This is a genomic window from Pseudomonas linyingensis, from assembly GCF_900109175.1.
Lineage (GTDB): Bacteria > Pseudomonadota > Gammaproteobacteria > Pseudomonadales > Pseudomonadaceae > Geopseudomonas > Geopseudomonas linyingensis.
Map to the genome: position 1 here is coordinate 80,370 of NZ_FNZE01000015.1, position 22,091 is coordinate 102,460.

The 22,091-nt window shown below is 66.0% G+C and carries 16 protein-coding genes and 4 tRNA genes; 18 read left to right on the forward strand and 2 right to left on the reverse strand.

Annotated features, from left to right (window positions below; genetic code table 11):
• Positions 1–36: 36 nt before the first annotated feature.
• A complete protein-coding gene (locus tag BMZ19_RS17165) occupies positions 37–1,122 on the reverse strand; it encodes a metal-dependent hydrolase (RefSeq protein ID WP_090312805.1) in 1,086 nt (361 codons plus the stop codon).
• Between the two features lie 258 nt (positions 1,123–1,380).
• Between BMZ19_RS17165 and BMZ19_RS17170 the strand changes: the two genes are divergently transcribed.
• From BMZ19_RS17170 to BMZ19_RS17245, 16 genes are all read left to right on the forward strand, one after another.
• A complete protein-coding gene (locus tag BMZ19_RS17170) occupies positions 1,381–2,343 on the forward strand; it encodes a GlxA family transcriptional regulator (RefSeq protein WP_090312806.1) in 963 nt (320 codons plus the stop codon).
• Positions 2,344–2,582: 239 nt separating this feature from the next.
• Positions 2,583–3,803 carry an aspartate aminotransferase family protein gene (locus BMZ19_RS17175; protein ID WP_090312807.1) on the forward strand — a complete coding sequence of 407 codons (1,221 nt, stop codon included), beginning with the start codon at positions 2,583–2,585 and terminating at the stop codon, positions 3,801–3,803.
• 27 nt (positions 3,804–3,830) lie between these two features.
• Positions 3,831–4,847 carry an arginine/ornithine succinyltransferase subunit alpha gene (aruF, locus tag BMZ19_RS17180; protein WP_090312808.1) on the forward strand — a complete coding sequence of 339 codons (1,017 nt, stop codon included), beginning with the start codon at positions 3,831–3,833 and terminating at the stop codon, positions 4,845–4,847.
• Positions 4,848–4,963: 116 nt separating this feature from the next.
• On the forward strand, positions 4,964–5,992 hold the full coding sequence (gene astA, locus BMZ19_RS17185) for an arginine N-succinyltransferase (RefSeq protein ID WP_090312809.1): 1,029 nt from the start codon (positions 4,964–4,966) through the stop codon (positions 5,990–5,992).
• Positions 5,993–6,081: 89 nt separating this feature from the next.
• Complete coding sequence (locus BMZ19_RS17190) at positions 6,082–6,363, forward strand: GTPase (RefSeq protein ID WP_090312810.1); 282 nt, start codon at positions 6,082–6,084, stop codon at positions 6,361–6,363.
• Positions 6,364–6,417: 54 nt separating this feature from the next.
• The gene (gene astE / locus BMZ19_RS17195) at positions 6,418–7,425 is read left to right on the forward strand and encodes a succinylglutamate desuccinylase (protein WP_090312811.1); all 1,008 of its coding nucleotides are present in this window, start codon (positions 6,418–6,420) and stop codon (positions 7,423–7,425) included.
• A gap of 156 nt (positions 7,426–7,581) precedes the next feature.
• Positions 7,582–10,206, forward strand: coding sequence for an alanine--tRNA ligase (alaS, locus tag BMZ19_RS17200; protein ID WP_090312812.1), 2,625 nt, complete (start codon positions 7,582–7,584; stop codon positions 10,204–10,206).
• A gap of 102 nt (positions 10,207–10,308) precedes the next feature.
• Positions 10,309–11,544, forward strand: a complete 1,236-nt coding sequence (locus BMZ19_RS17205; protein WP_090312813.1) for an aspartate kinase — start codon at positions 10,309–10,311, stop codon at positions 11,542–11,544.
• 181 nt (positions 11,545–11,725) lie between these two features.
• Positions 11,726–11,911 carry a carbon storage regulator CsrA gene (gene csrA / locus BMZ19_RS17210; RefSeq protein ID WP_090312814.1) on the forward strand — a complete coding sequence of 62 codons (186 nt, stop codon included), beginning with the start codon at positions 11,726–11,728 and terminating at the stop codon, positions 11,909–11,911.
• 73 nt (positions 11,912–11,984) lie between these two features.
• Positions 11,985–12,075 (forward strand) — tRNA-Ser (locus tag BMZ19_RS17215).
• Positions 12,076–12,181: 106 nt separating this feature from the next.
• A tRNA-Arg gene (locus BMZ19_RS17220) sits at positions 12,182–12,258 on the forward strand.
• A 65-nt stretch (positions 12,259–12,323) separates the two neighbouring features.
• Positions 12,324–12,400: transfer RNA gene (locus tag BMZ19_RS17225), tRNA-Arg, on the forward strand.
• 328 nt (positions 12,401–12,728) lie between these two features.
• Entirely contained in the window at positions 12,729–14,171 is a 1,443-nt protein-coding gene (mgtE, locus tag BMZ19_RS17230; RefSeq protein WP_090312815.1) for a magnesium transporter, read from the forward strand.
• 169 nt (positions 14,172–14,340) lie between these two features.
• Positions 14,341–14,598 carry an OadG family protein gene (locus BMZ19_RS17235; RefSeq protein ID WP_090312816.1) on the forward strand — a complete coding sequence of 86 codons (258 nt, stop codon included), beginning with the start codon at positions 14,341–14,343 and terminating at the stop codon, positions 14,596–14,598.
• 33 nt (positions 14,599–14,631) lie between these two features.
• On the forward strand, positions 14,632–16,410 hold the full coding sequence (oadA, locus tag BMZ19_RS17240) for a sodium-extruding oxaloacetate decarboxylase subunit alpha (RefSeq protein ID WP_090312817.1): 1,779 nt from the start codon (positions 14,632–14,634) through the stop codon (positions 16,408–16,410).
• Positions 16,411–16,420: 10 nt separating this feature from the next.
• Positions 16,421–17,557, forward strand: coding sequence for a sodium ion-translocating decarboxylase subunit beta (locus BMZ19_RS17245; RefSeq protein WP_090312818.1), 1,137 nt, complete (start codon positions 16,421–16,423; stop codon positions 17,555–17,557).
• A 67-nt stretch (positions 17,558–17,624) separates the two neighbouring features.
• On the opposite strand, the gene BMZ19_RS17250 is transcribed toward BMZ19_RS17245, so the two are convergent.
• Positions 17,625–17,927, reverse strand: a complete 303-nt coding sequence (locus BMZ19_RS17250) for an Arc family DNA-binding protein (RefSeq protein WP_090312819.1) — start codon at positions 17,925–17,927, stop codon at positions 17,625–17,627.
• A gap of 328 nt (positions 17,928–18,255) precedes the next feature.
• Between BMZ19_RS17250 and BMZ19_RS17255 the strand changes: the two genes are divergently transcribed.
• Positions 18,256–18,332: transfer RNA gene (locus tag BMZ19_RS17255), tRNA-Arg, on the forward strand.
• A 219-nt stretch (positions 18,333–18,551) separates the two neighbouring features.
• Entirely contained in the window at positions 18,552–22,082 is a 3,531-nt protein-coding gene (locus BMZ19_RS17260; RefSeq protein ID WP_090312820.1) for a sensor domain-containing protein, read from the forward strand.
• Positions 22,083–22,091: the final 9 nt, after the last annotated feature.

Sequence of the window (22,091 nt, forward strand, 5' to 3'; positions counted from 1 at the left end):
CGCGCTCAGGTGCGGCGGGGCGGCACAACGCCGCGTTCAGTCAGCGCCCGATCGGGCGTGCGGCTGGCGCGGCGTTTGCGTTTGCAGTCGGCGCAGTTCCGCGGCCCAGACCGGTAGCGGAATTTCCACCTGCGGCTGCCAGATGCGCTGCCACAGGCGCTGCAGTCGCTGCAGGTCGCCGCGCTCGGCGGGCCAGCGCTGGCTGGTGGGCAGCAGTTGCCAGGCAGCCCCCTGGCGCTCGGCCAGGGTGAAGCGAAACGGGTGGAAGCCCGTCATGCCCAGGCGCAGGTCGGTGACCACCAGCTGGTTGCCGAGCTGGTCGTAGCGCAGGAAGCCGCCGGTGAACCAGAGCAGACGCTGGTGCGGTGCCGAGCCGGCCAGTACCCCGGCCAGATCGCCGCCACGCTCGATACGGTGCAGCTGCGGCGCTTGCGAGTCCAGCCAGCCGACCAGGGCTTCGTGGTAGTCGCTGCCCTCCAGTACCACCACCCGCCAGAGCAGACTGTTGAACGGCGTCGGTGCACTGAACACCGCTTCGGCAGCGATGCCCCGGCGTGCCAGTTCGGCGCCGACGCGCTGCTCGGCCATCTGCTTGCCGGCCACGGTGAAACCCAGATACAGGGTCGAGAGCAGCAGGGCGAGCGCGGTACCGTGCTGCAGGACGCGTCCGCGTCCGACGATCAGTCCGGACAGTGCCGCCAGCAGCAGCGGCAGGCTGTACAGCGGATCGATGATGAAGATGGTCGACCAGGCCACGGGCGGCGTCGCCAGCGGCCACAACAGCTGGGTGCCATAGCTGGTGAAGGCGTCCAGCAGCACATGGGTGAACAGGATCAGGCTGATGCACGCCAGCAGGCGCCGGCCGGAGTAGCCGGGATGGGGGCGCCAGCGGCGAATCAGCCAGGCGAGTAGCAGGCTGATGCCGGCGAGCACCGGCAGCGAGTGGCTGAAGCCGCGGTGCTGGGTCATGTTGGCCACGGCGTCGCCGAAGTCGATCAGCACGTCGAGGTCGGGCAGGGTGGCGATGGCGGCACCGTAGAGCAGCGCCTTGCGCCCCTGCCAGCGACTGAGCAGGCTGCCCTGCAGGCTGGCGCCGAGCAGGGCCTGGGTCAGGGAGTCCACGGCGGGCCCTCGGTGGTTGGCGGATGGGGCATTCTAGGCGCGGCGGGTGGCGGTGGCGGCGATAGAATTGCCGCCGGAAATTTCCGGCTCGACTGCTGGGCGGATTTTTGCCCCTTTTTGGTGCATTTGCCGGGGATTCCGGTTAAATTGCTGCCTCGCCCACGGTGCGTGCCTGGTGGCCGGCATTGCTGATCGTCAGATTCGATCTGCGACGCGGCCCACTAGCCTTGCGCAAGCAATCCGGCCAGACTGCCGTCCATGACCCCCGTACATCTCGCGTTTCTCTACTGGCCGGACGTGCGTCCGCTCACCCTGTCCCTGATCGACGAAGCCCTGCAGCTGGCCGCGCGCCTGCATCCGGAGGCGCTCTACGAGGTCGCCTTCCTGCAGGCCGAGCCGCGCGCGGCGGATGGCTGGCCGTTGCCCGGCGCGCCTTGGCAGGAGCGGCTGTCCGGCAGTGAGCGGCTGTTCCTGCTGGCCGAGGAGCCACCGGCCGAGCCGCCAGCGGCGCTGCAGGCGGCGCTGCGCGAGCTGGCCGGCAACGGCGCGCTGCTTGGCGGCGTGGCCGCCGGCGTCTATCCGCTGGCCCAGCTCGGCCTGCTCGACGGCTTCCGGGTGGCCCTGCACTGGCGCTGGCAGGACGACTTCACCGAGCGCTTTGCCCAGGTGGCGACGACCGATCATCTGTTCGAGTGGGACCGCGAGCGCCTGACCGCCTGCGGCGGCCTGGCGGTGCTGGACATGCTGCTGGCCATGCTGGCCCGCGATCATGGTGGCGAGCTGGCCAGCGCGATTGCCGCCGAGCTGATGCTCGAGCGGATTCGCGAGGGCGGCGAGCGCCAGCGTGCGCCGCAGCGCAACCGTCTCGGCGCCACCCATCCGAAGCTGAGCCAGGCGCTGCTGCTGATGGAGGCCAACATCGAGGAGCCGCTGACCACCGACGAGATCGCCCAGCAGGTGTGCGTGTCGCGTCGTCAGCTGGAGCGGATCTTCAAGCAGTTCCTCAATCGCGTACCCAGCCAGTACTACCTGGAGCTGCGCCTGAACCGTGCCCGCCAGTTGTTGCAGCAGACCAGCACCTCGATCATCCAGATCGGCCTGTCCTGCGGCTTTTCCTCCGGTCCGCACTTCTCCAGCGCCTACCGCAACTTCTTTGGCGTCACCCCGCGCGATGATCGCAACCTGCGCCGCTCCGCGGTCGCCGCTGCGGTGGGGCGGTGACGGGCTGGCCGGCCGCTTGGCATTTTTGCGCCGCTGCGGACTTTCGAGTTGCCGCCCCGAGCCTATACACTGCGCGGTTTCCGGCGTTGCCGGCCTGCGCATGCAGGCGCGATTCCGGAACGGTTGCGGCGCCAGCTGTACGAAGATGTCGCATGGCTGCAATGCCGATCCGGGCTTTGTCTCTACAATCCCTATCTGAAACAACCCAGTCCTACTAGCCGCCAAGGCAGGAGAGTTCGATGTCTGTTCCGCACGCGCCGGTGCAACGCGCCGATTTTGACCAGCTGATGGTTCCCGTTTTCGCCCCTGCCGCCTTCATTCCGGTGCGTGGCGAGGGCAGCCGAGTCTGGGATCAGAGCGGTCGCGAGCTGGTGGACTTCACCGGCGGCATCGCCGTGAACGTGCTCGGCCATGCCCACCCGGCACTGGTCGAGGCGCTGACCGAACAGGCGCAGAAGCTCTGGCACGTGTCCAACGTGTTCACCAACGAGCCGGCCCTGCGCCTGGCCAAGCTGCTGACCGAGGCCACCTTCGCCGACCGCGTGTTCTTCGCCAACTCCGGCGCCGAGGCCAACGAGGCCGCCTTCAAGCTGGCACGCCGCTATGGCCACGAAGTCGCCGGGCCGCAGAAGTGCGAGATCATTTCCGCGCTCAACAGCTTCCACGGTCGTACCCTGTTCACCGTCAGCGTCGCCGGCCAGCCCAAGTACTCTTCCGGCTTCGGCCCGCAGATCGAGGGCATCAGCCATGTGCCGTACAACGATCTGGACGCGCTGAAGGCGCAGATCTCCGCCAACACCTGTGCCGTGGTGCTGGAGCCGATCCAGGGTGAGGGCGGGGTGCTGCCGGCCGATCAGGCCTATCTGGAAGGGGTGCGCAAGCTGTGCGACGAGCACAACGCGCTGCTGATCTTCGACGAGGTGCAGACCGGCGTCGGCCGCACCGGCCAGCTGTTCGGCTACATGCACTACGGCGTGACCCCGGACATCCTCACCAGCGCCAAGAGCCTGGGCGGCGGCTTCCCGGTCAGCGCCATGCTCACCACCGACGCGGTGGCCAAGCACTTCGGCGTCGGCGTGCACGGCACCACCTACGGCGGCAACCCGCTGGCCTGCGCGGTGGGCGAGGCGGTGATCAGCATCGTCAACACCCCCGAGGTGCTGTCCGGCGTTGCGGCGCGCAGCGCGCGCTTCACCAGCGAACTGATGCGCATGGGCGAGCAGTACGGCGTGTTCAGCCAGGTGCGCGGCATGGGCCTGCTGCTCGGCGCGGTGCTGACCGACGCCTGGAAGGGCCGTGCCGGCGAGGTGATGTCCGCTGCCCAGCAGCAGGACCTGATGATCCTGCAGGCCGGTCCGGACGTGGTGCGCTTCGCGCCCAGCCTGGTGATCTCCGATGCCGACATCGACGAGGGCATGGCCCGTCTCGAGCGCGCCCTGGCCAGCCTGACCGCCGCCTGACGACAATTGCGACAAGGAGTGACATCGATGCTGATCATGCGTCCCGCCCGGATGGGCGACCTGCCGGAGGTCCAGCGTCTGGCGGCCGACAGTCCCATCGGTGTCACCTCCCTGCCGGATGACCGCGAGCGCCTGGCCGAGAAGATCCGCACCTCGGAGGCCTCGTTCGCCGCCGAGGTGAGCTTCAACGGCGAGGAAAGCTACTTCTTCGTTCTCGAGGACACCACCAGCGGCGCGCTGGTTGGCTGCTCGGGGGTGGTCGCCACCGCCGGCTTTTCCGAGCCGTTCTACAGCTACCGCAACGAGACCTTCGTGCACGCCTCGCGCGAGCTGAAGATCCACAACAAGATTCATGTGCTGTCGCTGTGTCACGACCTGACCGGCAACAGCCTGCTGACCAGCTTCCACCTGCAGCCGGAGCTGGACAGCACGCCGGCGGCCGAACTCAATTCGCGGGGCCGCCTGCTGTTCGTCGCCAGCCACGCCGAGCGTTTCGCCGAAGCGATGGTGGTCGAGGTGGTCGGCTACAGCGACGAGCAGGGCGACGCGCCGTTCTGGGACGCCATCGGCCGCAACTTCCTGGCCATCAACTACGCCGAGGCCGAGCGCCTGTGCGGCCTGAAGAGCCGCACCATGCTGGCCGAGCTGATGCCGAGCTACCCCATCTACGTGCCGCTGCTGCCCGACAGTGCCCAGGAGGCCATCGGCCAGGTGCATCCGCGTGCGCAGGTGTCCTTCGATATCCTGATGCGCGAAGGCTTCGAGGCCGAGCACTATATCGACATCTTCGACGGCGGGCCGACCGTGCATGCGCGCACGTCGGGCATCCACTCGATCGCCCAGAGTCGCCTGGAGTCGGTGCACCTGGGCGCGCCGGCGCAGAGCGGCCGGCTCTACCTGGTGGCCAACCAGCAGACCCAGGATTTCCGCGCGCTGATCGCCGAACTGGACTGGCAGCCCGGCCAACCGCTGATCCTCGAGCCGGCAGTGGCCGCCGCGCTGGGCGTCGCTGAAGGCAGCAGCGTGCGCGTGGTGGCGATGTGAGCCCCGTCAGCCGCTGAGCGGACCCTATTGGAGGCTTGCCGCCTCCGGCATCGATGCCGCGCGCAGAGACGGCGCGGCCCGGCCCCGACCAAGCGGGGCCGTCAACAGGAGGCACCATGATCGTTCGTCCCGTCCGCAGTACCGACCTGCCCGCGCTGATTGCCATGGCGCGCAGCACCGGTGCCGGCCTGACTTCGCTGCCGGCCAACGAGGAGCGCCTGACCCAGCGGGTCGTCTGGGCGGAAAAATCCTTCCGCGGCGAGTCCGAGCGCGCGGACGCCGACTACCTGTTCGTGCTGGAGACCGATGCCGGTGAGGTGGTCGGCATCTCGGCGATGAACGGCGCGGTCGGCCTGCGCGAGCCCTGGTACAACTTCCGCGTCGGTCTGACCGTGAGTGCCTCGCGCGCGCTGGGGATTCATCGGCAGAACCCCACGCTGTTCCTCGCCAACGACCTGACCGGCAACACCGAGGTGTGCTCGCTGTTCCTCGATGCCAGCTACCGCCACAGCGGCCTCAGCGGACGCCTGCTGTCCAAGGCGCGCTTCCTGTTCATCGCCGAGTTCCGCGAGCTGTTCAGTGACAAGGTGATCGCCGAGATGCGCGGGATTTCCGACGACAACGCCCGCGCGCCATTCTGGGATAGCCTCGGCCGGCACTTCTTCAGGATGGAGTTCTCCCAGGCCGACTACCTGACCGGGGTCGGCAACAAGGCCTTCATCGCCGAGCTGATGCCCAAGTTCCCGCTGTACACCTGCTTCCTCTCCGAGGAGGCGCGCGCGGTGATCGGCCGCGTGCACCGCGACACCGAGCCGGCGCTGACCATGCTGCGAGCCGAGGGCTTCACCTACCAGGGCTACATCGACATCTTCGACGGTGGTCCGGCGCTGGAATGCGAGACCGGCAGCATCCGTGCGGTGCGCGACAGCCAGACCCTGGTGTTGGCGATCGGCACGCCGGGTGAGGAGGCGCCGCAGTTCCTCATCCACAACCGCAAGCGTGAGGAGTGCCGGATCACCGTCGGCCAGGCACGCCCGGCTTCCGGCACCCTGGTGGTGGATGCCGCCACCGCCAAGCGCCTGCGCCTGAGCGCCGGTGCCCAGGTGCGCGCGGTGCCGCTGTCGGCGCAGGTCGGCTGGCGTTGAGCTGGCAGCGCGCACGGCACTGGACGAATTGACGCAAATCCTTAAGCTGGACCCTGTCCATTTTTCAGCCTATCCGAGCGAGAAACCCCATGAGCGAAAGCCTGCCCCTGATCCTTGAAGATGCCCACGGCGAGCGCCGGGAAACCCACAGTGCGCGCGTTGGCGTGCGCCTCGAAGGCCGCGAGCTGTGGCTGGAAGCCGACGGCATGGGTGGGGTGATCATCTACGCCGAGTCGGTGGAAGGTGAAACCGACATCCCGCTGCTGGTGGTGCGCCCCCAGGCGGTCAACCAGCTGTCGCTGTCGGTCGAGCTGGAAGCCGCCGAAGCCCACGAACACGGCCCCGACTGCGGCTGCGATCATCACCACTGACGATTCGGTCCCGGTAGCTATGCTTGTGGGTGTCGCAACCAAGGAGTGCGCGCCATGCTTGCTCTGGGCCGTTTGCTTGAACTGACCCTGACGGGGCGCGAGCCGTCGGAGGCGATCCAGCTGTGCGCCGACGGCTGTCGCCTGCAGTGGAAGACCGAGGGGGTGCTGGAAATCGATCCCCCGAGCGGGCGCGATACCGGGCTCGACCTGCTGCTGTCGGCTGGCATTCATGGTGACGAAACCGCGCCGGTGGAGCTGCTCGAGCGTCTGCTGCACGACATTGCTTCCTGTCGGCTGCGGCCGGCCGTGCGCCTGCTGCTGGTGCTGGGCAACCCGGCGGCGCTGCGCCGCGGCGAGCGCTTCGTCGGCTACGACCTCAATCGCCTGTTCGGCGGCGGCGAGCCCTCGGTCAGCGGCCCAGAGGCCCTGCGTGCGGTGGAGCTGGAGTTGCAGGCCGAGCTGTTCTTCAATCGGCCGCAGCGTCGCCGTCTGCACTACGACCTGCATGCCGCCATCCGTGGCTCGCAGATCGAGCAGTTCGCCCTGCACCCGTGCAGTGCCCAGCCGCCGACCCGCGAGCAGCTGGCTCGTCTGCAGGCAGGGGGGATGCAGGCGGTGCTGCTGCAGAACGGCAGCTCGGCCACCTTCAGCGCCTTTACCGGTCGCCGCCTGGCGGCCGAAGCCTTCACCCTCGAGCTGGGTCAGGCGCATCCGTTCGGAGCGAACACCGCCACCGACCTGGGGCGCCTGGAGGTGCTGCTGCGCGCATTGATCGAGGGCCGCGAGCCGCCCGTTGCCGGCGATCTGCACCAACTGCAGCTGTTTCGGGTCGCCCGGGAAGTCATCCGCCACAGCGACGCGTTCCGCTTCTATCTGGACGACGGTGTGGAGAACTTCACCGCGCTGGTGCCGGGCAGTCTCCTGGCCGAGGATGCCGGAGGGCGTCGCTGGCGCGTCGAGGAAGAGGGCGCGCGCCTCGTGTTTCCCAATCCCAAGGTGAGAAACGGCCTGCGCGCCGGCCTGATCGTGGTGCCCGTCGCGCTCGACGACGCCTGCGCCTGACGCTTCCCCGCTGACTCTTTATCGACGCCTATCGCGCTAATAGTTGCTGCGGCGATGCACGCTGGTGCCGGTTGTTTATATAATGCCGCTCTTTGCCGGCAATCCGTGCGGCAGTCCCGCAATTGCCGCAGCGGCCCAGTTTTCCGAGAATAATCCATGAAAAGCGCAGAAATCCGTGAAGCCTTCCTCCGCTTCTTCGAAGAGAAGGGGCACACCCGTGTCGCCTCCAGTTCGCTGATCCCGGCGAACGATCCGACCCTGCTGTTCACCAACGCCGGCATGAATCAGTTCAAGGACTGCTTCCTCGGCCTGGAAAAGCGCGCCTACACCCGCGCCACCACCAGCCAGAAGTGCGTGCGTGCCGGCGGCAAGCACAACGACCTGGAGAACGTCGGCTACACCGCGCGCCACCACACCTTCTTCGAGATGCTGGGCAACTTCAGCTTCGGCGACTATTTCAAACGCGACGCCATCCGCTACGCCTGGGAGTTCCTCACCTCGCCGCAGTGGCTGAACCTGCCCCAGGAAAAGCTCTGGGTCACCGTCTACGCCAGCGACGACGAGGCCTACGCCATCTGGACCGAGGAAGTCGGCGTGCCGGCCGAGCGCATGGTGCGTATTGGCGACAACAAGGGGGCGCCCTACGCCTCGGACAATTTCTGGGCGATGGGTGACACCGGCCCGTGCGGCCCGTGCACCGAGATTTTCTTCGACCACGGCGAGCACATCTGGGGCGGCCCGCCCGGCAGCCCGGAAGAGGATGGCGACCGCTACATCGAGATCTGGAACAACGTGTTCATGCAGTTCAACCGCACCGCGGACGGCGTGCTGCACCCGCTGCCGGCGCCGAGCGTGGACACCGGTATGGGTCTGGAGCGGGTCAGCGCGGTGCTGCAGCACGTGCACTCCAACTACGAGATCGACCTGTTCCAGAACCTGCTGGCCGCATCCGCTGCGGCCATCGGCTGCGCCAACGACGGCGCGCCGTCGCTCAAGGTGGTGGCCGACCACATCCGCTCCTGCGGCTTCCTGATCGCTGATGGCGTGACCCCGTCCAACGAGGGCCGCGGCTATGTGCTGCGCCGCATCGTCCGCCGCGCCTGCCGTCATGGCAACAAGCTGGGCGCCAAGGGCAGCTTCTTCCACAAGATCGTCGCCGCGCTGGCGGCCGAGATGGGCGAGGCCTATCCGGAGCTGCGCGAGCAGCGCGCGCACATCGAGCGCGTGCTGAAGACCGAGGAAGAGCAGTTCGCCAAAACCCTCGAGCAGGGCCTGAAAATCCTCGAGCAGGACCTGGCCGAGCTGCAAGGCCGCGTGATTCCCGGCGACGTGGTGTTCAAGCTGTACGACACCTACGGCTTCCCGGTCGACCTGACCGGCGACATCGCCCGCGAGCGCGAGCTGAGCATCGACGAGGACGGCTTCGAGCGCGAGATGCAGGCCCAGCGCGAACGCGCCCGCTCCGCCAGCGCCTTCGGCCTGGACTACAACAGCCTGGTCAAGGTCGATACCGATACCCTGTTCACCGGCTACGAAGACACCTTCGGCCAGGGCCAGATCGTCGCCCTGTTCAAGGCCGGCGCGGCGGTCGAGCAGCTGCAGGAAGGCGAGGAGGGCGTGGTGGTCCTCGACCGCACCCCGTTCTACGCCGAATCCGGCGGCCAGGTCGGTGACTGCGGCTACCTGAGCGATGCCAGTGGCGTGCGCTTCGACGTGCGCGATACCACCAAGGCCGGTGGCGCCTACCTGCACCACGGCGTGGTCGGCGCAGGCAGCCTGCGCGTGGGCCAGGCCGTGGAAGCCCAGGTCGATGCCTCGGTGCGCGGCGCCACCGCGCTCAACCACTCGGCCACCCACCTGCTGCACGCCGCGCTGCGCCAAGTGCTCGGCGAACACGTACAGCAGAAGGGCTCGCTGGTCGACAGCCAGCGCCTGCGTTTCGACTTCAGCCACTTCGAGGCGATCAAGCCCGAGCAGCTGAAGGCCCTGGAAGCGCTGGTCAATGCCGAGATCCGCAAGAATTCCGCGGTGCAAACCGAGCAGACCGACATCGAGACCGCCAAGCAGAAAGGCGCCATGGCGCTGTTCGGCGAGAAGTACGGCGACAGCGTGCGCGTGCTGAGCATGGGGGACTTCTCCGTCGAGCTGTGCGGCGGCATCCACGCCAAGCGCACCGGCGACATCGGCCTCATGAAGATCATCAGCGAGGGTGGCGTGGCCGCCGGCGTACGTCGTATCGAGGCGGTTACCGGCGTCGGTGCGCTGGACTACCTGAGTGGCGCCGAGGAGCAGCTCAAGGAAGCCGCGGCGCTGGTCAAGGGCAGTCGCGACAATCTGCTGGACAAGCTGGCCGGCGTGCTCGAGCGCAATCGGCAGCTGGAGAAGGAGCTGGAGCAGCTGAAGGCCAAGGCCGCCAGTGCCGCCGGCGACGATCTGGCCGGTGCCGCCATCGAGGTGGCCGGGGTCAAGGTGCTGGCCAGCCGTCTCGACGGCCTGGATGGCAAGGCCCTGCTGGCGCTGGCCGACCAGCTGAAGAACAAGCTGGGCAGCGCGGTGATCCTGCTCGGCGGCGAGTTCGACGGCAAGGTGGTGCTGGTCGCCGGCGTCACCCAGGACCTGACCGCCAAGCTCAAGGCCGGCGAGCTGATGAGGCAGGCTGCCGCCGTGGTCGGCGGCAAGGGCGGCGGTCGTCCGGACATGGCCCAGGGCGGCGGTGTGGACGCCGGCAAGCTCGGCGAGGCGCTGGCGCTGGTCGAGCCGTTCGTCGCTGCCGCGTTCTGACAACCGCCCATCAGTGAGCCCGCCCGGCGCCCGGCGGGCTCTTGGCAGGCGCAGGCCTGGTGGGTTTAATGGGCGACTTTTTTGCGGTTAGGCGGCATCCAAATGGCATTGATCGTACAGAAATTCGGTGGCACCTCGGTCGGCAGCGTCGAGCGCATCGGGCAGGTGGCCGACAAGGTGAAGAAGTTCCGCGAAGCGGGACATGACATCGTGGTCGTGGTCTCGGCCATGAGCGGCGAGACCAACCGTCTGATCGAGCTGGCCAAGCAGGTCATGCCGCAGCCGGATCCGCGCGAGCTGGACGCCATCATCTCCACCGGCGAGCAGGTCACCATCGGTCTGCTCAGCATGGCGCTGATTCAGCGCGGCGTGCCGGCGGTGTCCTTCACCGGCAACCAGGTGCGCATCCTCACCGACAGTGCGCACACCAAGGCGCGCATCCTCGAGATCGACGACCAGCGCCTGCGTGGCGAGCTGGCTGCCGGTCGCGTGGTGGTGGTCGCCGGCTTCCAGGGCGTGGACGAGCAGGGCAACATCACCACCCTCGGTCGCGGTGGTTCGGACACCACCGGCGTGGCCCTGGCGGCGGCGCTGAAGGCCGACGAGTGCCAGATCTACACCGACGTCGATGGCGTCTACACCACCGACCCGCGGGTGGTGGCCCGGGCGCAGCGCCTGGAGAAGATCACCTTCGAGGAGATGCTGGAAATGGCCAGCCTCGGCTCCAAGGTGCTGCAGATCCGCTCGGTGGAGTTCGCCGGCAAGTACAACGTTCCGCTGCGCGTGCTGCACAGCTTCCAGGAGGGTCCGGGTACCCTCATTACCATCGACGAAGAGGAATCCATGGAACAGCCGATCATCTCCGGCATCGCCTTCAACCGCGACGAAGCCAAGCTGACCATTCGCGGCGTGCCGGACACCCCCGGCGTGGCGTTCAAGATCCTCGGCCCGATCAGCGCGGCCAACGTGGAAGTGGACATGATCGTGCAGAACGTGGCGCACGATAACACCACCGATTTCACCTTCACCGTGCACCGCAACGACTACGACAAGGCGCTGGGCGTGCTCAAGCAGACCGCCGACGCCATGGGCGCGCGCGAAGTGTCGGGCGACACCGACATCGCCAAGGTGTCCATCGTCGGCGTCGGCATGCGCTCCCACGCCGGCGTGGCCAGCCGCATGTTCGAAGCCCTGGCCAAGGAGAACATCAACATCCAGATGATCTCCACCTCGGAAATCAAGGTCAGCGTGGTCGTCGAGGAGAAGTACCTCGAGCTGGCCGTGCGTGCCCTGCACACCGCTTTCGATCTGGACGCGCCGGTCCGCCAGGCCGAGTGACGTTTTTCGAGCAAAAGGCGCGGACATCCGCGCCTTTTGTCGTTTTTGGTTGGGCCGCCGACTTTTATTCTGGTGGCGCTGGTCAATACTTGGGCCATAGCCGGCAGGTTTCGAGCTTGCCGGTTGTGGTCGTTTTTATCTTGCAGACAGCTGTCCTGAAACAGGTACAAGGAGAAATGGAATGCTTATTCTGACTCGCCGGGTTGGAGAGACCCTGATGGTCGGTGACGATGTCACCGTGACCGTGCTGGGGGTGAAGGGCAATCAGGTGCGCATTGGTGTCAATGCCCCGAAGGAAGTCGCCGTGCACCGCGAGGAAATCTACCAGCGCATCCAGAAAGAGAAGGACGAAGAACCAAGCCATTGATTTTTTTTCGCTTTTTAGCGAATCAGGGCTTTGCAAAGCGGGGTTTGCTTGGGTATAGTACGCCCCGTGTTGCGGAGAGGTGGCCGAGTGGCCGAAGGCGCTCCCCTGCTAAGGGAGTACATCTCAAAAGGGTGTCGGGGGTTCGAATCCCCCCCTCTCCGCCATTAACATTATCGGTAGAGATGTTGTTCGGTGACGTAAGTAACTGAATAATCTAGCAAAAACATCTTGACTGTCGAAAGACAGAGCCTATAATGCGCACCACCCAGTGCACTCATAGCTCAGCTGGATAGAGTACCCGGCTACGAACCGGGCGGTCGGAGGTTCGAATCCTCCTGAGTGCACCATTATTCGACACTGCAGCAAAGGCTTCAGCGTCAATCCAGAGGTGATCTGGTTAAACATCACAACCGCACTCATAGCTCAGCTGGATAGAGTACCCGGCTACGAACCGGGCGGTCGGAGGTTCGAATCCTCCTGAGTGCACCATATCGAAAAAAGGCCTGCAGCGATGCAGGCCTTTTTTTTGCCTTTTTTTCGTCGAGCCGCGGCTTTTTCCGTGGCTCGGCTGGCGAGTCATGCGCGCATCGCGTGCTCGCCGTGGCAGCGTTGGCCGGCGATTCCGGCAGAGATTTGTTGCTCGTGCGGTGGTCGGCGAATGCTAACATTGCGCTTATCTGCCCCCAGCGGGTTGTGTGGACATCCAGCCATGGAATTACCCAGTAGTCATAGCGAACCGCGATTGTTCGTCTGCATCTTGAAAGATTGATCGCCTCCGGTGCGCGCCCTGCCACTGGGGGACAGGGAGTGCGCCATCATGACCGAAGCCGAAGTTAAAAAGCCGCAGGAAAGCTTGCAGGAGCGCCTGGCTCTGGTGATCGAGCTGTTGCACCGGCACAAGCTGGTCGAGCAGCTGGCCCAGCGCCAGGAAGGCGACCACCAGGAGCTGGTGGAGAGTCTGGTGCACCGCCAGAATCTGGCCGAGTTGCAGCGCAAGCTGGATGATCTCCATCCCGCCGACATCGCCCACATCCTCGAAGCCCTGCCGCTCGACGATCGTCTGACCGTCTGGCAGCTGGTCAAGGCCGAGCGTGACGGTGACATCCTTCTCGAAGTGTCCGATGCGGTGCGCGAAACCCTGATCGCCGACATGGACGATCACGAGATCCTCGCCGCCACCCGCGACCTCGACGCCGACGAGCTGGCCGACCTGGCGCCGGAACTGCCGCGCGATGTGGTCCACGAGCTGATGGAGTCCCTCGATGCGCAGCAGCGCGAGCGGGTGCGCTCGGCGCTGTCCTACGAGGAGGACCAGATCGGTGCGCTGATGGACTTCGAGATGGTCACCATCCGTGACGATGTCAGCCTCGAGGTGGTGTTGCGCTACCTGCGCCGGCTCAAGGAGTTGCCCGGGCATACCGACAAGCTGTTCGTGGTGGACTACGACGGCGTCTTGCAGGGCGTGCTGCCGGTCAAGCGCCTGCTGGTCAACGATCCGGACAAGAAGGTGGCCGAAGTAATGGCCACCGACCCGGTCACCTTCCATCCCGATGAGGATGCCTACGATGCGGCCCAGGCGTTCGAGCGCTACGACCTGATTTCCGCGCCGGTGGTGGACAAGAACGACAAGCTGATCGGTCGTCTGACCATCGACGAGATGGTCGACCTGATCCGCGAGGAAAGCGAAAACGAAGTGCTGAACATGGCGGGTCTGCGCGAGGAGGAAGACATCTTCGCCTCGGTGTGGAAGTCGCTGCGCAACCGCTGGGCCTGGCTGGCGGTCAACCTGATCACCGCCTTTCTGGCCTCGCGGGTGATCGGTCTGTTCGAGGGTTCGATCGAGAAGCTGGTGGCACTGGCCGCGCTGATGCCGATCGTCGCCGGTATCGGCGGCAACTCCGGCAACCAGACGATCACCATGATCGTGCGTGCCATGGCGCTGGATCAGGTGGGTACCGGCAACACCATGCGCCTGCTGCGCAAGGAGCTGGGCGTCGGCCTGATCAATGGCGTGGTGTGGGGCGGGGTGATCGGTGCGGTGGCCTGGTACCTGTACGGCAGCTGGTCGCTGGGTGCGGTGATGACCGGAGCCATGACCCTCAACCTGCTGCTGGCCGCGCTGATGGGCGTGCTGATTCCCATGACCCTGCTGCGCATGGGGCGCGACCCGGCGATGGGCGCCAGCGTGATGATCACCGCGGTCACCGACAGTGGCGGCTTCTTCATCTTCCTCGGTCTGGCCACGCTGTTTCTGATGTAGGTCCCGGCCGCGGGGCTCTGCTCAGATCGCTCGGGCGCGCGACGGTCAATCAGACTATTGTCCGGGGGGGCTTTTCCCGGTAAGTTCGGTGGGTTTTGTCCGGTCCGCGAGAGTGCGCGGATCTTCCATTCCTACAACGAACTGCCAGTTTCAGGGAGTCAGAGCCTACATGACCTCGGGCCAACTGCTTATGGAAGGCGTTGAACTCATGCTGTTTGGCATGGGTTTCGTGTTCGCCTTCCTTGTTCTTCTGATCGGCGCCATCCGCGTGATGTCGTGGCTGATCACCCTCCTTGCTCCTGCCGTGCCGCAGCCTGCCGCTGTCCGTACGGTCAGGGCGCAGCCTGCACCGGCGCAACAGCCGGATGCCGAACTGCTGGCCGCAATCCAGGCCGCCATCCATCAGCACCGCGCCCGCCGCGGTTGAATCACGAGTCATTGCTCAAGGAGTCATGTCGTCATGACTGACGTGAAAAAGCCGCTCGGCATTACCGATGTGGTGCTGCGTGACGCGCACCAGTCCATCCTCGCCACCCGCCTGCGCCTCGAGGACATGCTGCCGATCGCCCCCAAGCTCGATCAGGTCGGTTTCTGGTCGCTGGAATCCTGGGGTGGCGCGACCTTCGATGCCTGCATCCGCTATCTCGGTGAAGATCCCTGGGAGCGCATCCGCGCGCTGAAGAAGGCCATGCCGAAGACCCCGCAGCAGATGCTGCTGCGCGGGCAGAACCTGCTGGGCTACCGTCACTATGCCGATGACGTGGTGGACAAGTTCGTCGAGCGTGCCGCCTTCAATGGCGTGGACGTGTTCCGCGTGTTCGACGCGATGAACGATTCGCGCAATCTCGAGCGCGCGCTGCAGGCCGTGAAGAATGTCGGCAAGCATGCCCAGGGCACCATTTCCTACACCACCAGCCCGGTGCACACCCTGGAAATGTGGGTCGACCTGGCCAAGCGGATCGAGGACATGGGCGCCGACTCGGTGGCGATCAAGGACATGGCCGGCATCCTCAATCCCTATGTCGCCTTCGAGCTGGTATCGCGGCTGAAGGCCAGCCTGTCCATCCCGATCCACATGCAGTGCCACGCCACGGCGGGCCTGTCCACCGCGGCCATTGTCAAGGCGGTGGAAGCGGGCATCGACAACGTCGATACGGCCATCTCCTCGCTGTCGATGACCTACGGCCATTCGCCGACCGAGTCGGTGGTGGCCATTTTCCAGGGCACCGAGCGCGATACCGGGCTCAACCTGGAGCTGCTCGAAGAGGTCGCCGCCTACTTCCGCGAAGTGCGGAAGAAGTACGCAAAGTTCGAGGGCAACCTCAAGGGCGTCGATTCGCGCATCCTGGTTGCCCAGGTACCGGGCGGCATGCTCACCAACATGGAGAGCCAGCTCAAGGAGCAGGGCGCCCAGGACAAGTTCGACCAGGTGCTGGCGGAAATCCCGCGCGTGCGCGAAGACCTCGGCTTCATTCCGCTGGTGACCCCGACCTCGCAGATCGTCGGCACCCAGGCGGTGATCAACGTGCTCACCGGCGAGCGCTACAAGTCGATCACCAAGGAAACCGCCGGCGTGCTCAAGGGTGAGTACGGCGCGGCGCCGGCTCCGTTCAACGAGGAGCTGCAGGCGCGCGTGCTGTGCGGCGAGGACCCGGTCACCTGCCGTCCGGCCGACCTGATCGAGGCGGAGATGGACAAGCTCACCGCCGAGCTGAAGCAGCTGGCCAGTGACAAGGGCTTCAAGTTGGCCGCCGACGCGATCGACGACGTGCTGACCTATGCGCTGTTCCCGCAGATCGGCCTGAAGTTCCTGGAGAACCGCGGCAATCCGGCGGCCTTCGAGCCGGCGCCGAACGGCAAGCAAAGCGCGCCGCGCGAGGCCGGCAAGCCCGAGGTGTATACCGTCGAGGTCAGCGGCAAGTCCTTCGTGGTGCAGGTCAACGAGGGCGGCGACATAGAGGGCATCAAGCCGCTCGGTGGCGCGGCGGCTCCCGCGGCCGGTGCAGTGGCGGCTCCGGCCGGTGCTGGCGAGCCGCAGAATGCACCACTGGCCGGCAATATCTTCAAGGTGCTGGTGCAGCCGGGCGAGATGGTGGAGGAGGGGCAGATCGTGATCATCCTCGAGGCGATGAAGATGGAAACCGAGATACGCGCCTTCCGGGCGGGCAGCATCGGCAGCGTCAACGTCAAGGTCGGCGATGCCGTGGCAGTGGGCGACGTCCTGCTGACCATCGGCTGAGGAGCACCGTATGGAAAAGCTTCTCAAGCTGTGGCAGAGCACCGGCCTCTATCATCTGGAGCCTGGTCAGGCGCTGATGACGGCGGTGTGCGTCGGCCTGATCTACCTGGCGATCCGCAAGGGCTTCGAGCCGCTGCTGCTGATCCCCATCGGTTTCGGCGGCATTCTCGCCAACATCCCGGTGGCGGACATGGCCGAAGGCGTGGGCATCCTGCACCTGTTCTATGAAGTCGGCCTGCCGACCAGCGTGTTTCCGCTGCTGATCTTCATGGGCGTGGGGGCGATGACCGACTTCGGGCCGATGCTGGCCAACCCGAAGACCCTGCTGCTCGGCGCTGCCGCGCAGTTCGGCATCTTCGGTACCCTGCTCGGCGCTCTGGCACTCACCGCCATGGGCATCCCGGGCATGGAGTTCACCCTCAAGGAAGCGGCCTCGATCGCCATCATCGGCGGTGCCGACGGCCCGACCTCGATCTTCGTGACCTCCAAGCTGGCGCCGGAACTGCTCGGCCCGATTGCTGTGGCGGCCTACTCCTACATGGCCTTGGTACCGCTGCTGCAGCCGCCGATCATGCGCGCCCTGACCACGCCGGAAGAGCGAGCGATCGTCATGTCGCAGCTGCGCCATGTCAGTCAGACCGAGAAGATCATCTTCCCGCTGGTGCTGTGCGTGCTGATCGGCATGCTGCTGCCGGATGCCGCGCCGTTGATCGGCATGTTCGCCTTCGGCAACCTGCTGCGTGAAGCCGGGGTGGTCGAGCGTCTGGCCGACACCTCGCGCAACGCGCTGATCAACATCGTCACCATCGCCCTGGGGCTCACCGTGGGTTCCAAGCTGTCGGCGGATGCCTTCCTGCAGCTGAAGACTCTCGGCATCCTGGTGCTGGGCATGCTCGCCTTCTGCGGCGGTACCGCGGCAGGGGTGATCATGGCCAAGGTGATGAACCTGTTCAGCACCCACAAGATCAATCCGCTGATCGGCTCGGCGGGGGTGTCGGCGGTGCCGATGGCGGCGCGGGTGTCGAACAAGGTCGGCCTCGAGGCCAATCCGCAGAACTTCCTGCTGATGCACGCCATGGGGCCGAACGTGGCCGGGGTGATCGGTTCTGCGGTAGCGGCGGGGGTACTGCTCAACTTCGTCGGTTGAGCCCCTTGCGGCTGTTGCTGGAAAAGCCGCCCGGTGCAAGCCGGGCGGCTTTTTTGCGTTGAGGGGCTCAGCTCTTGGTGTTGAGCAGGGCGATCAGTGCGCTCTGCTGCGGCTGCGGCAGTCGGCGAAAGTGCTGCAGCAGTTGATGCTCATGGGGATGCAGTTCGGCATGAAACGGAGCGCTGGCGGTGTCGTTCGGCAGGTTGCCCTCGGCCAGCAGGGTCTTTTCCAGGCGGGCAACGATCTCGGAGTTCATGCTGCGGTGATAGTGGCGGGCCACTTCGGCGATGCGTGCACGCATGCCCTCGGGCAGCCGCACGACAAATTTGTCGGCGCTGCGGCTGGAGCGAGAGGAGAGGCTCTGTTTCATAGGCTGTAGGTAACCGGTTGGCAGTAGGTTTGCTGATGAGGATTAGAGGTAGCCACGTTATGACCGCAGTTTCCCGTCGGCGTTCATCTCCCGAGCCTGCGTTCCAGCGTTGTTCCTTTCCATTGCATCCCTGTACATGGTCAGTCTCCGAAATTGCTGAGGCGCGAGTGTGCCCCCGGGCAGCAAGCCTGGCCAGTTGGCGGTCGTGGAATTGCGAATGGTTCTGCATTGCCGCCTCGGCGAGCGTGCATCGGTCCCATCGCGTCGGCGTGTTTACCGCCTGGGGCATGACAAGTCGCGGCGCCTCGTTTAACATCGCCGGCCGTATGCGCCTGTAGCTCAGCTGGATAGAGCGACCGCCTCCTAAGCGGTAGGTCGGGGGTTCGAATCCCCCCTCGCGCACCAGGTTCTTGATGTTAATCAAAGGGTTACGTTTTAAGGAGTGGCCCTTTTGCATTTCTGCCACAGGTGCATGCAAAGTGTGCCGTCGGAAGCGTCCAGCACCAGCGGCAACCCCATGTACCTCGATTTCCAGTGGCCCACGTCTGCGGGGTGGTTTGACTTGCCTCCGTCGGACCGGCTTTCTTCGCCTAGTGAAAGAATTCTGCCCTGGAGAGCTTACGGATGAGTCGCCTGTTCACTCTGCGTGCGTTGCTGCTGAGTGCCTTTCTCGGCTTCGGCCTGCTGGTCTCCGTGTATCAGGTGGTGTCGGTCTATCGCCATTCGCTGCAGGAGGCGATCGGCGAGCTGGAAACCACCACCGACTTCATCGGCCACTTCCTGGCCAGCGGCCTGGGCCAGGGCAGTCCCGACACGACCGACCGGGTCGGCCACCTGTTCGCCGAACACCTCAACCATCCTGCGCTGGTCTACGCTGCAGTGCTCGACGATTCCGGGCGGATGCGCACCCTCAGTCTGCCGCAGGGCGCGGCCCGCATGCCGCTGGGCGTCCCGGCCATCGAGCGGCTGCTGCACGAGCGCCAGCAGTGGGCGGAGAATCATCTGCACTGGCTGGAGCAGGAGGAGCTGCTGGTCGGGGGCTACCCGCTGGTGGAAGACCCGGCCGCGCAAGGGCAGGGCATGGTGGTGCTGGCCATGCGCAGCGATACCTTGCGCGCCCACGCCTGGTCGCGTACCGGCCAGCAGCTGATTCTGTTGCTGTTGCCGCTGCTGCTGATGGCCGTGCTGCTGGCCTGGCTGCTCAAGCGGCTGCTCACCGATCGCATCGAGGAGCTGCTCGAGGATGTCCGCCACCTGAGCAGCGGACGGATCGACACCCTGCCGGTGCTCGGCAGCGACGAGGTGGGGCAGCTGGCGGCCGAGTTCGGCGCCCTGATGCAGCGCGTGATCAGCGCGCGCGACTACAACGAGTACCTGCTCAACTGTATTCCCAGTCCGGTCTGGCAGGTGGATGCGCAACAGCGCTGTGTCTACGTGAACGCAGCCTGGAGCCACTTCACCGGCCTCAGCCAGGCGCAAAGCCTGCATGAGGGCTGGTGGCAGGCGCTGCACCCGGACGACTGCGCCGGTTTGGAGTCGCTGCTGGGGCCAGGTCGGGGGGCGTGTGGGCAGGACTTTGCCATGCGCCTGCGCCTGCGCGCGCGCTCCGGTCGCCACCACTGGGTGCAGCTGCACGGCGCGCCGCTGGTCGGGCGCGATGGCCAGTTCTGCGGCTACCTCGGCAGCGCTTTCGATATCCAGGCCGAACTGGATGCCGGCGCCGAGCTGCAGGCCAACGAGGCGCGCTTCCGCGGGCTGGTCGAGCAGTCGCTGGTGGGGGTCTATGTGCTGCGTGACGGCCACTTCGAGTACGTCAATCCGCGCATGGCCGAGTGGTTCGGTTACCAGCCCGAAGAGCTGGTTGCCCGTTCGCTGCTGGATCTGGTCAGCGAGGGCGACCGCGCGCTGGTCTGCGACATGCTCGAGAGGCGCGAGCGCGGCGAGCTGGTGTCGGCGCACTACGAGTTCCGCGCGCTGACCCGCGATGGCCGCGAGTTCATGGCCGAGGCCTTTGGCACGCGCATCGAACTGGATGGCCTGCCGGCGATCATCGGCACGCTGCTGGACGTGACCCAGCGCTACAAGGATCGCGAAACCGTCCAGGCGGTGGTGGATGCCGTGGTGGCCAGCCCGATGGTCATGCTGCGCCGTCAGGTCCAGACCGGCTGGCCGCTGCAGTATGTTTCGGAAAACGTCGAGCGCTGGGGCTACTCGGTGGCGAAGCTGCTCGACGGCGCACGCTGGTTCACCACGCTGATCCATACCGACGATCTGCCCCAGGTGCTGGGCGAAGTGGCGCGCAACATTCGCGAGCTGCGCCCGGAGTTCGTCCTCGAATACCGCATCCGCACCGGCGTCGGCAGCTATATCTGGATCGAGGACTATACCCGCGTGCATCGCGATGCCAGCGGTGAGGCGCAGTGGCTCGAGAGCCTGCTGATCGACATTTCCGCGCGCAAGGCGGCCGACGAGAAACTGCGGCATGCCGCGGCGGTATTCACCAATGCCCGCGAAGGGGTGGTGATCACCGACACCAGTCCGCAGATCATTGCGGTCAACCGCGCCTTCTGCGACATCACCGGCTACGAGGAACACGAGGTGATCGGCCGCAACCCCAGCATTGTCAGCTCCGGCCGGCAGAGCAAGGAGTTCTACCGCGACATGTGGGGCGCGCTGCTGGAAACGGGGCACTGGCAGGGCGAGGTGTGGAACCGGCGCAGGTCCGGCGAGGTGTTCCCGCAGTGGCACAGCATCAGCGCCGTGCGCGACGACAAGGGCAAGCTGACCAACTATGTGGCGGTGTTCAGCGACATTTCCCAGCTCAAGGAGTCCGAGGCGCAGCTCGAACGCCTGGCCCACTACGACCCGCTGACCGGATTGCCCAACCGCATTCTCGTGCAGTCGCATCTCAACAGTGCCATCGAGCGCGCCCGCCGCCAGCACTGCAAGGTGGCCGTGCTGTTCCTCGATCTCGACGGCTTCAAGCGGGTCAACGACAGTCTCGGCCACTCGGTGGGCGACGAACTGCTGGTGCTGATTGCCGGCCGGCTGCGCCAGCGCATCCGCGCCGAGGACATGTTCGCCCGCCTGGGCGGCGACGAGTTCCTGCTGATCCTCGAGGGCATCGGTCATCCGGAGGAGGCGGCGACGGTCGCCCAGGATCTGATCAACCTGCTGCAGCAGCCGTTCCGCGCCGGCAGCGGCCACGAGTTGTTCGTCGGCGCCAGCATCGGCATCAGCCTGTTTCCCGACGATGGTCAGGAAATGGCCGAGCTGATCCGCTGCGCCGACGTGGCCATGTACCAGGCCAAGGAGAACGGCCGCAACGGTTACCAGTTCCATACCCTGGAGCTGACCCGCGCCGCGGAAAACCGCCAGGCCCTGGAGAGTCGCCTGCACCGGGCGATCACCGCCGAGGAGTTCGAGCTGTACTACCAGCCGCAGGTGGATGTCGTCAGTGGCCGGACCCTGGGCTTCGAGGCGCTGGTGCGCTGGCGTCCGGAATGTGGCGAGGGGGTTTCGCCGGCGGTGTTCATTCCCCTGCTCGAGGAGACCGGGCTGATCCTCGCCCTCGGCGACTGGGTGCTGCACCAGGCCTGCCGCCAGGCCGTGCGCTGGCGCGAGGCCGGCCTGGACAAGATGCCGGTCAGCGTCAACCTGTCACCGCGCCAGTTCCAGCATCTGGATGTGGTCGAGCTGGTGCGCCGGGCGCTGGAGGACAGCGGCCTGCCCGGGGAACTGCTCGAGCTGGAGATCACCGAGGGCGCGCTGATGGCGCAGAACCTGGAGACCCAGGAGCGTCTGGGCGAACTCAAGGCGCTGGGAGTGCAGCTGGCGGTGGACGATTTCGGCACCGGCTATTCGTCGCTGGCCTATCTGAGCCGCTTCCCGATCGACAAGCTGAAGATCGACAAGAGCTTCATCGACGGTTTCGGCCAGGATGCACGGGCCGACAAGATCGTCGCCACCATCATCGCCATGGGCCAGAGCCTGGACCTGCAGGTGGTGGCCGAAGGCGTCGAGAATGCGGGCCAGCTGGAGCTGCTGCGGGCGCTGGGTTGCGATGCGGTGCAGGGCTATCTGTGCGGCCGACCGGTGCCTGCGGCACAGGCCCAGATGCGTCTGCTGCAAGAACAGGCCGGTGTGCCGGCCTGAGCGCCGGAA

What these genes read in the sequence shown, in the direction of transcription:
- astE (WP_090312811.1), top strand. Translation starts at nt 6,418, where the DNA reads ATGCTTGCTCTGGGCCGTTTGCTTGAACTGACCCTGACGGGGCGCGAG.
- csrA (WP_090312814.1), top strand. Translation starts at nt 11,726, where the DNA reads ATGCTTATTCTGACTCGCCGGGTTGGAGAGACCCTGATGGTCGGTGAC.
- BMZ19_RS17250 (WP_090312819.1), bottom strand. Translation starts at nt 17,927, where the DNA reads ATGAAACAGAGCCTCTCCTCTCGCTCCAGCCGCAGCGCCGACAAATTT.
- BMZ19_RS17170 (WP_090312806.1), top strand. Translation starts at nt 1,381, where the DNA reads ATGACCCCCGTACATCTCGCGTTTCTCTACTGGCCGGACGTGCGTCCG.
- BMZ19_RS17190 (WP_090312810.1), top strand. Translation starts at nt 6,082, where the DNA reads ATGAGCGAAAGCCTGCCCCTGATCCTTGAAGATGCCCACGGCGAGCGC.
- BMZ19_RS17175 (WP_090312807.1), top strand. Translation starts at nt 2,583, where the DNA reads ATGTCTGTTCCGCACGCGCCGGTGCAACGCGCCGATTTTGACCAGCTG.
- BMZ19_RS17260 (WP_090312820.1), top strand. Translation starts at nt 18,552, where the DNA reads ATGAGTCGCCTGTTCACTCTGCGTGCGTTGCTGCTGAGTGCCTTTCTC.
- BMZ19_RS17245 (WP_090312818.1), top strand. Translation starts at nt 16,421, where the DNA reads ATGGAAAAGCTTCTCAAGCTGTGGCAGAGCACCGGCCTCTATCATCTG.
- BMZ19_RS17235 (WP_090312816.1), top strand. Translation starts at nt 14,341, where the DNA reads ATGACCTCGGGCCAACTGCTTATGGAAGGCGTTGAACTCATGCTGTTT.
- astA (WP_090312809.1), top strand. Translation starts at nt 4,964, where the DNA reads ATGATCGTTCGTCCCGTCCGCAGTACCGACCTGCCCGCGCTGATTGCC.
- oadA (WP_090312817.1), top strand. Translation starts at nt 14,632, where the DNA reads ATGACTGACGTGAAAAAGCCGCTCGGCATTACCGATGTGGTGCTGCGT.
- BMZ19_RS17205 (WP_090312813.1), top strand. Translation starts at nt 10,309, where the DNA reads ATGGCATTGATCGTACAGAAATTCGGTGGCACCTCGGTCGGCAGCGTC.
- alaS (WP_090312812.1), top strand. Translation starts at nt 7,582, where the DNA reads ATGAAAAGCGCAGAAATCCGTGAAGCCTTCCTCCGCTTCTTCGAAGAG.
- aruF (WP_090312808.1), top strand. Translation starts at nt 3,831, where the DNA reads ATGCTGATCATGCGTCCCGCCCGGATGGGCGACCTGCCGGAGGTCCAG.
- mgtE (WP_090312815.1), top strand. Translation starts at nt 12,729, where the DNA reads ATGACCGAAGCCGAAGTTAAAAAGCCGCAGGAAAGCTTGCAGGAGCGC.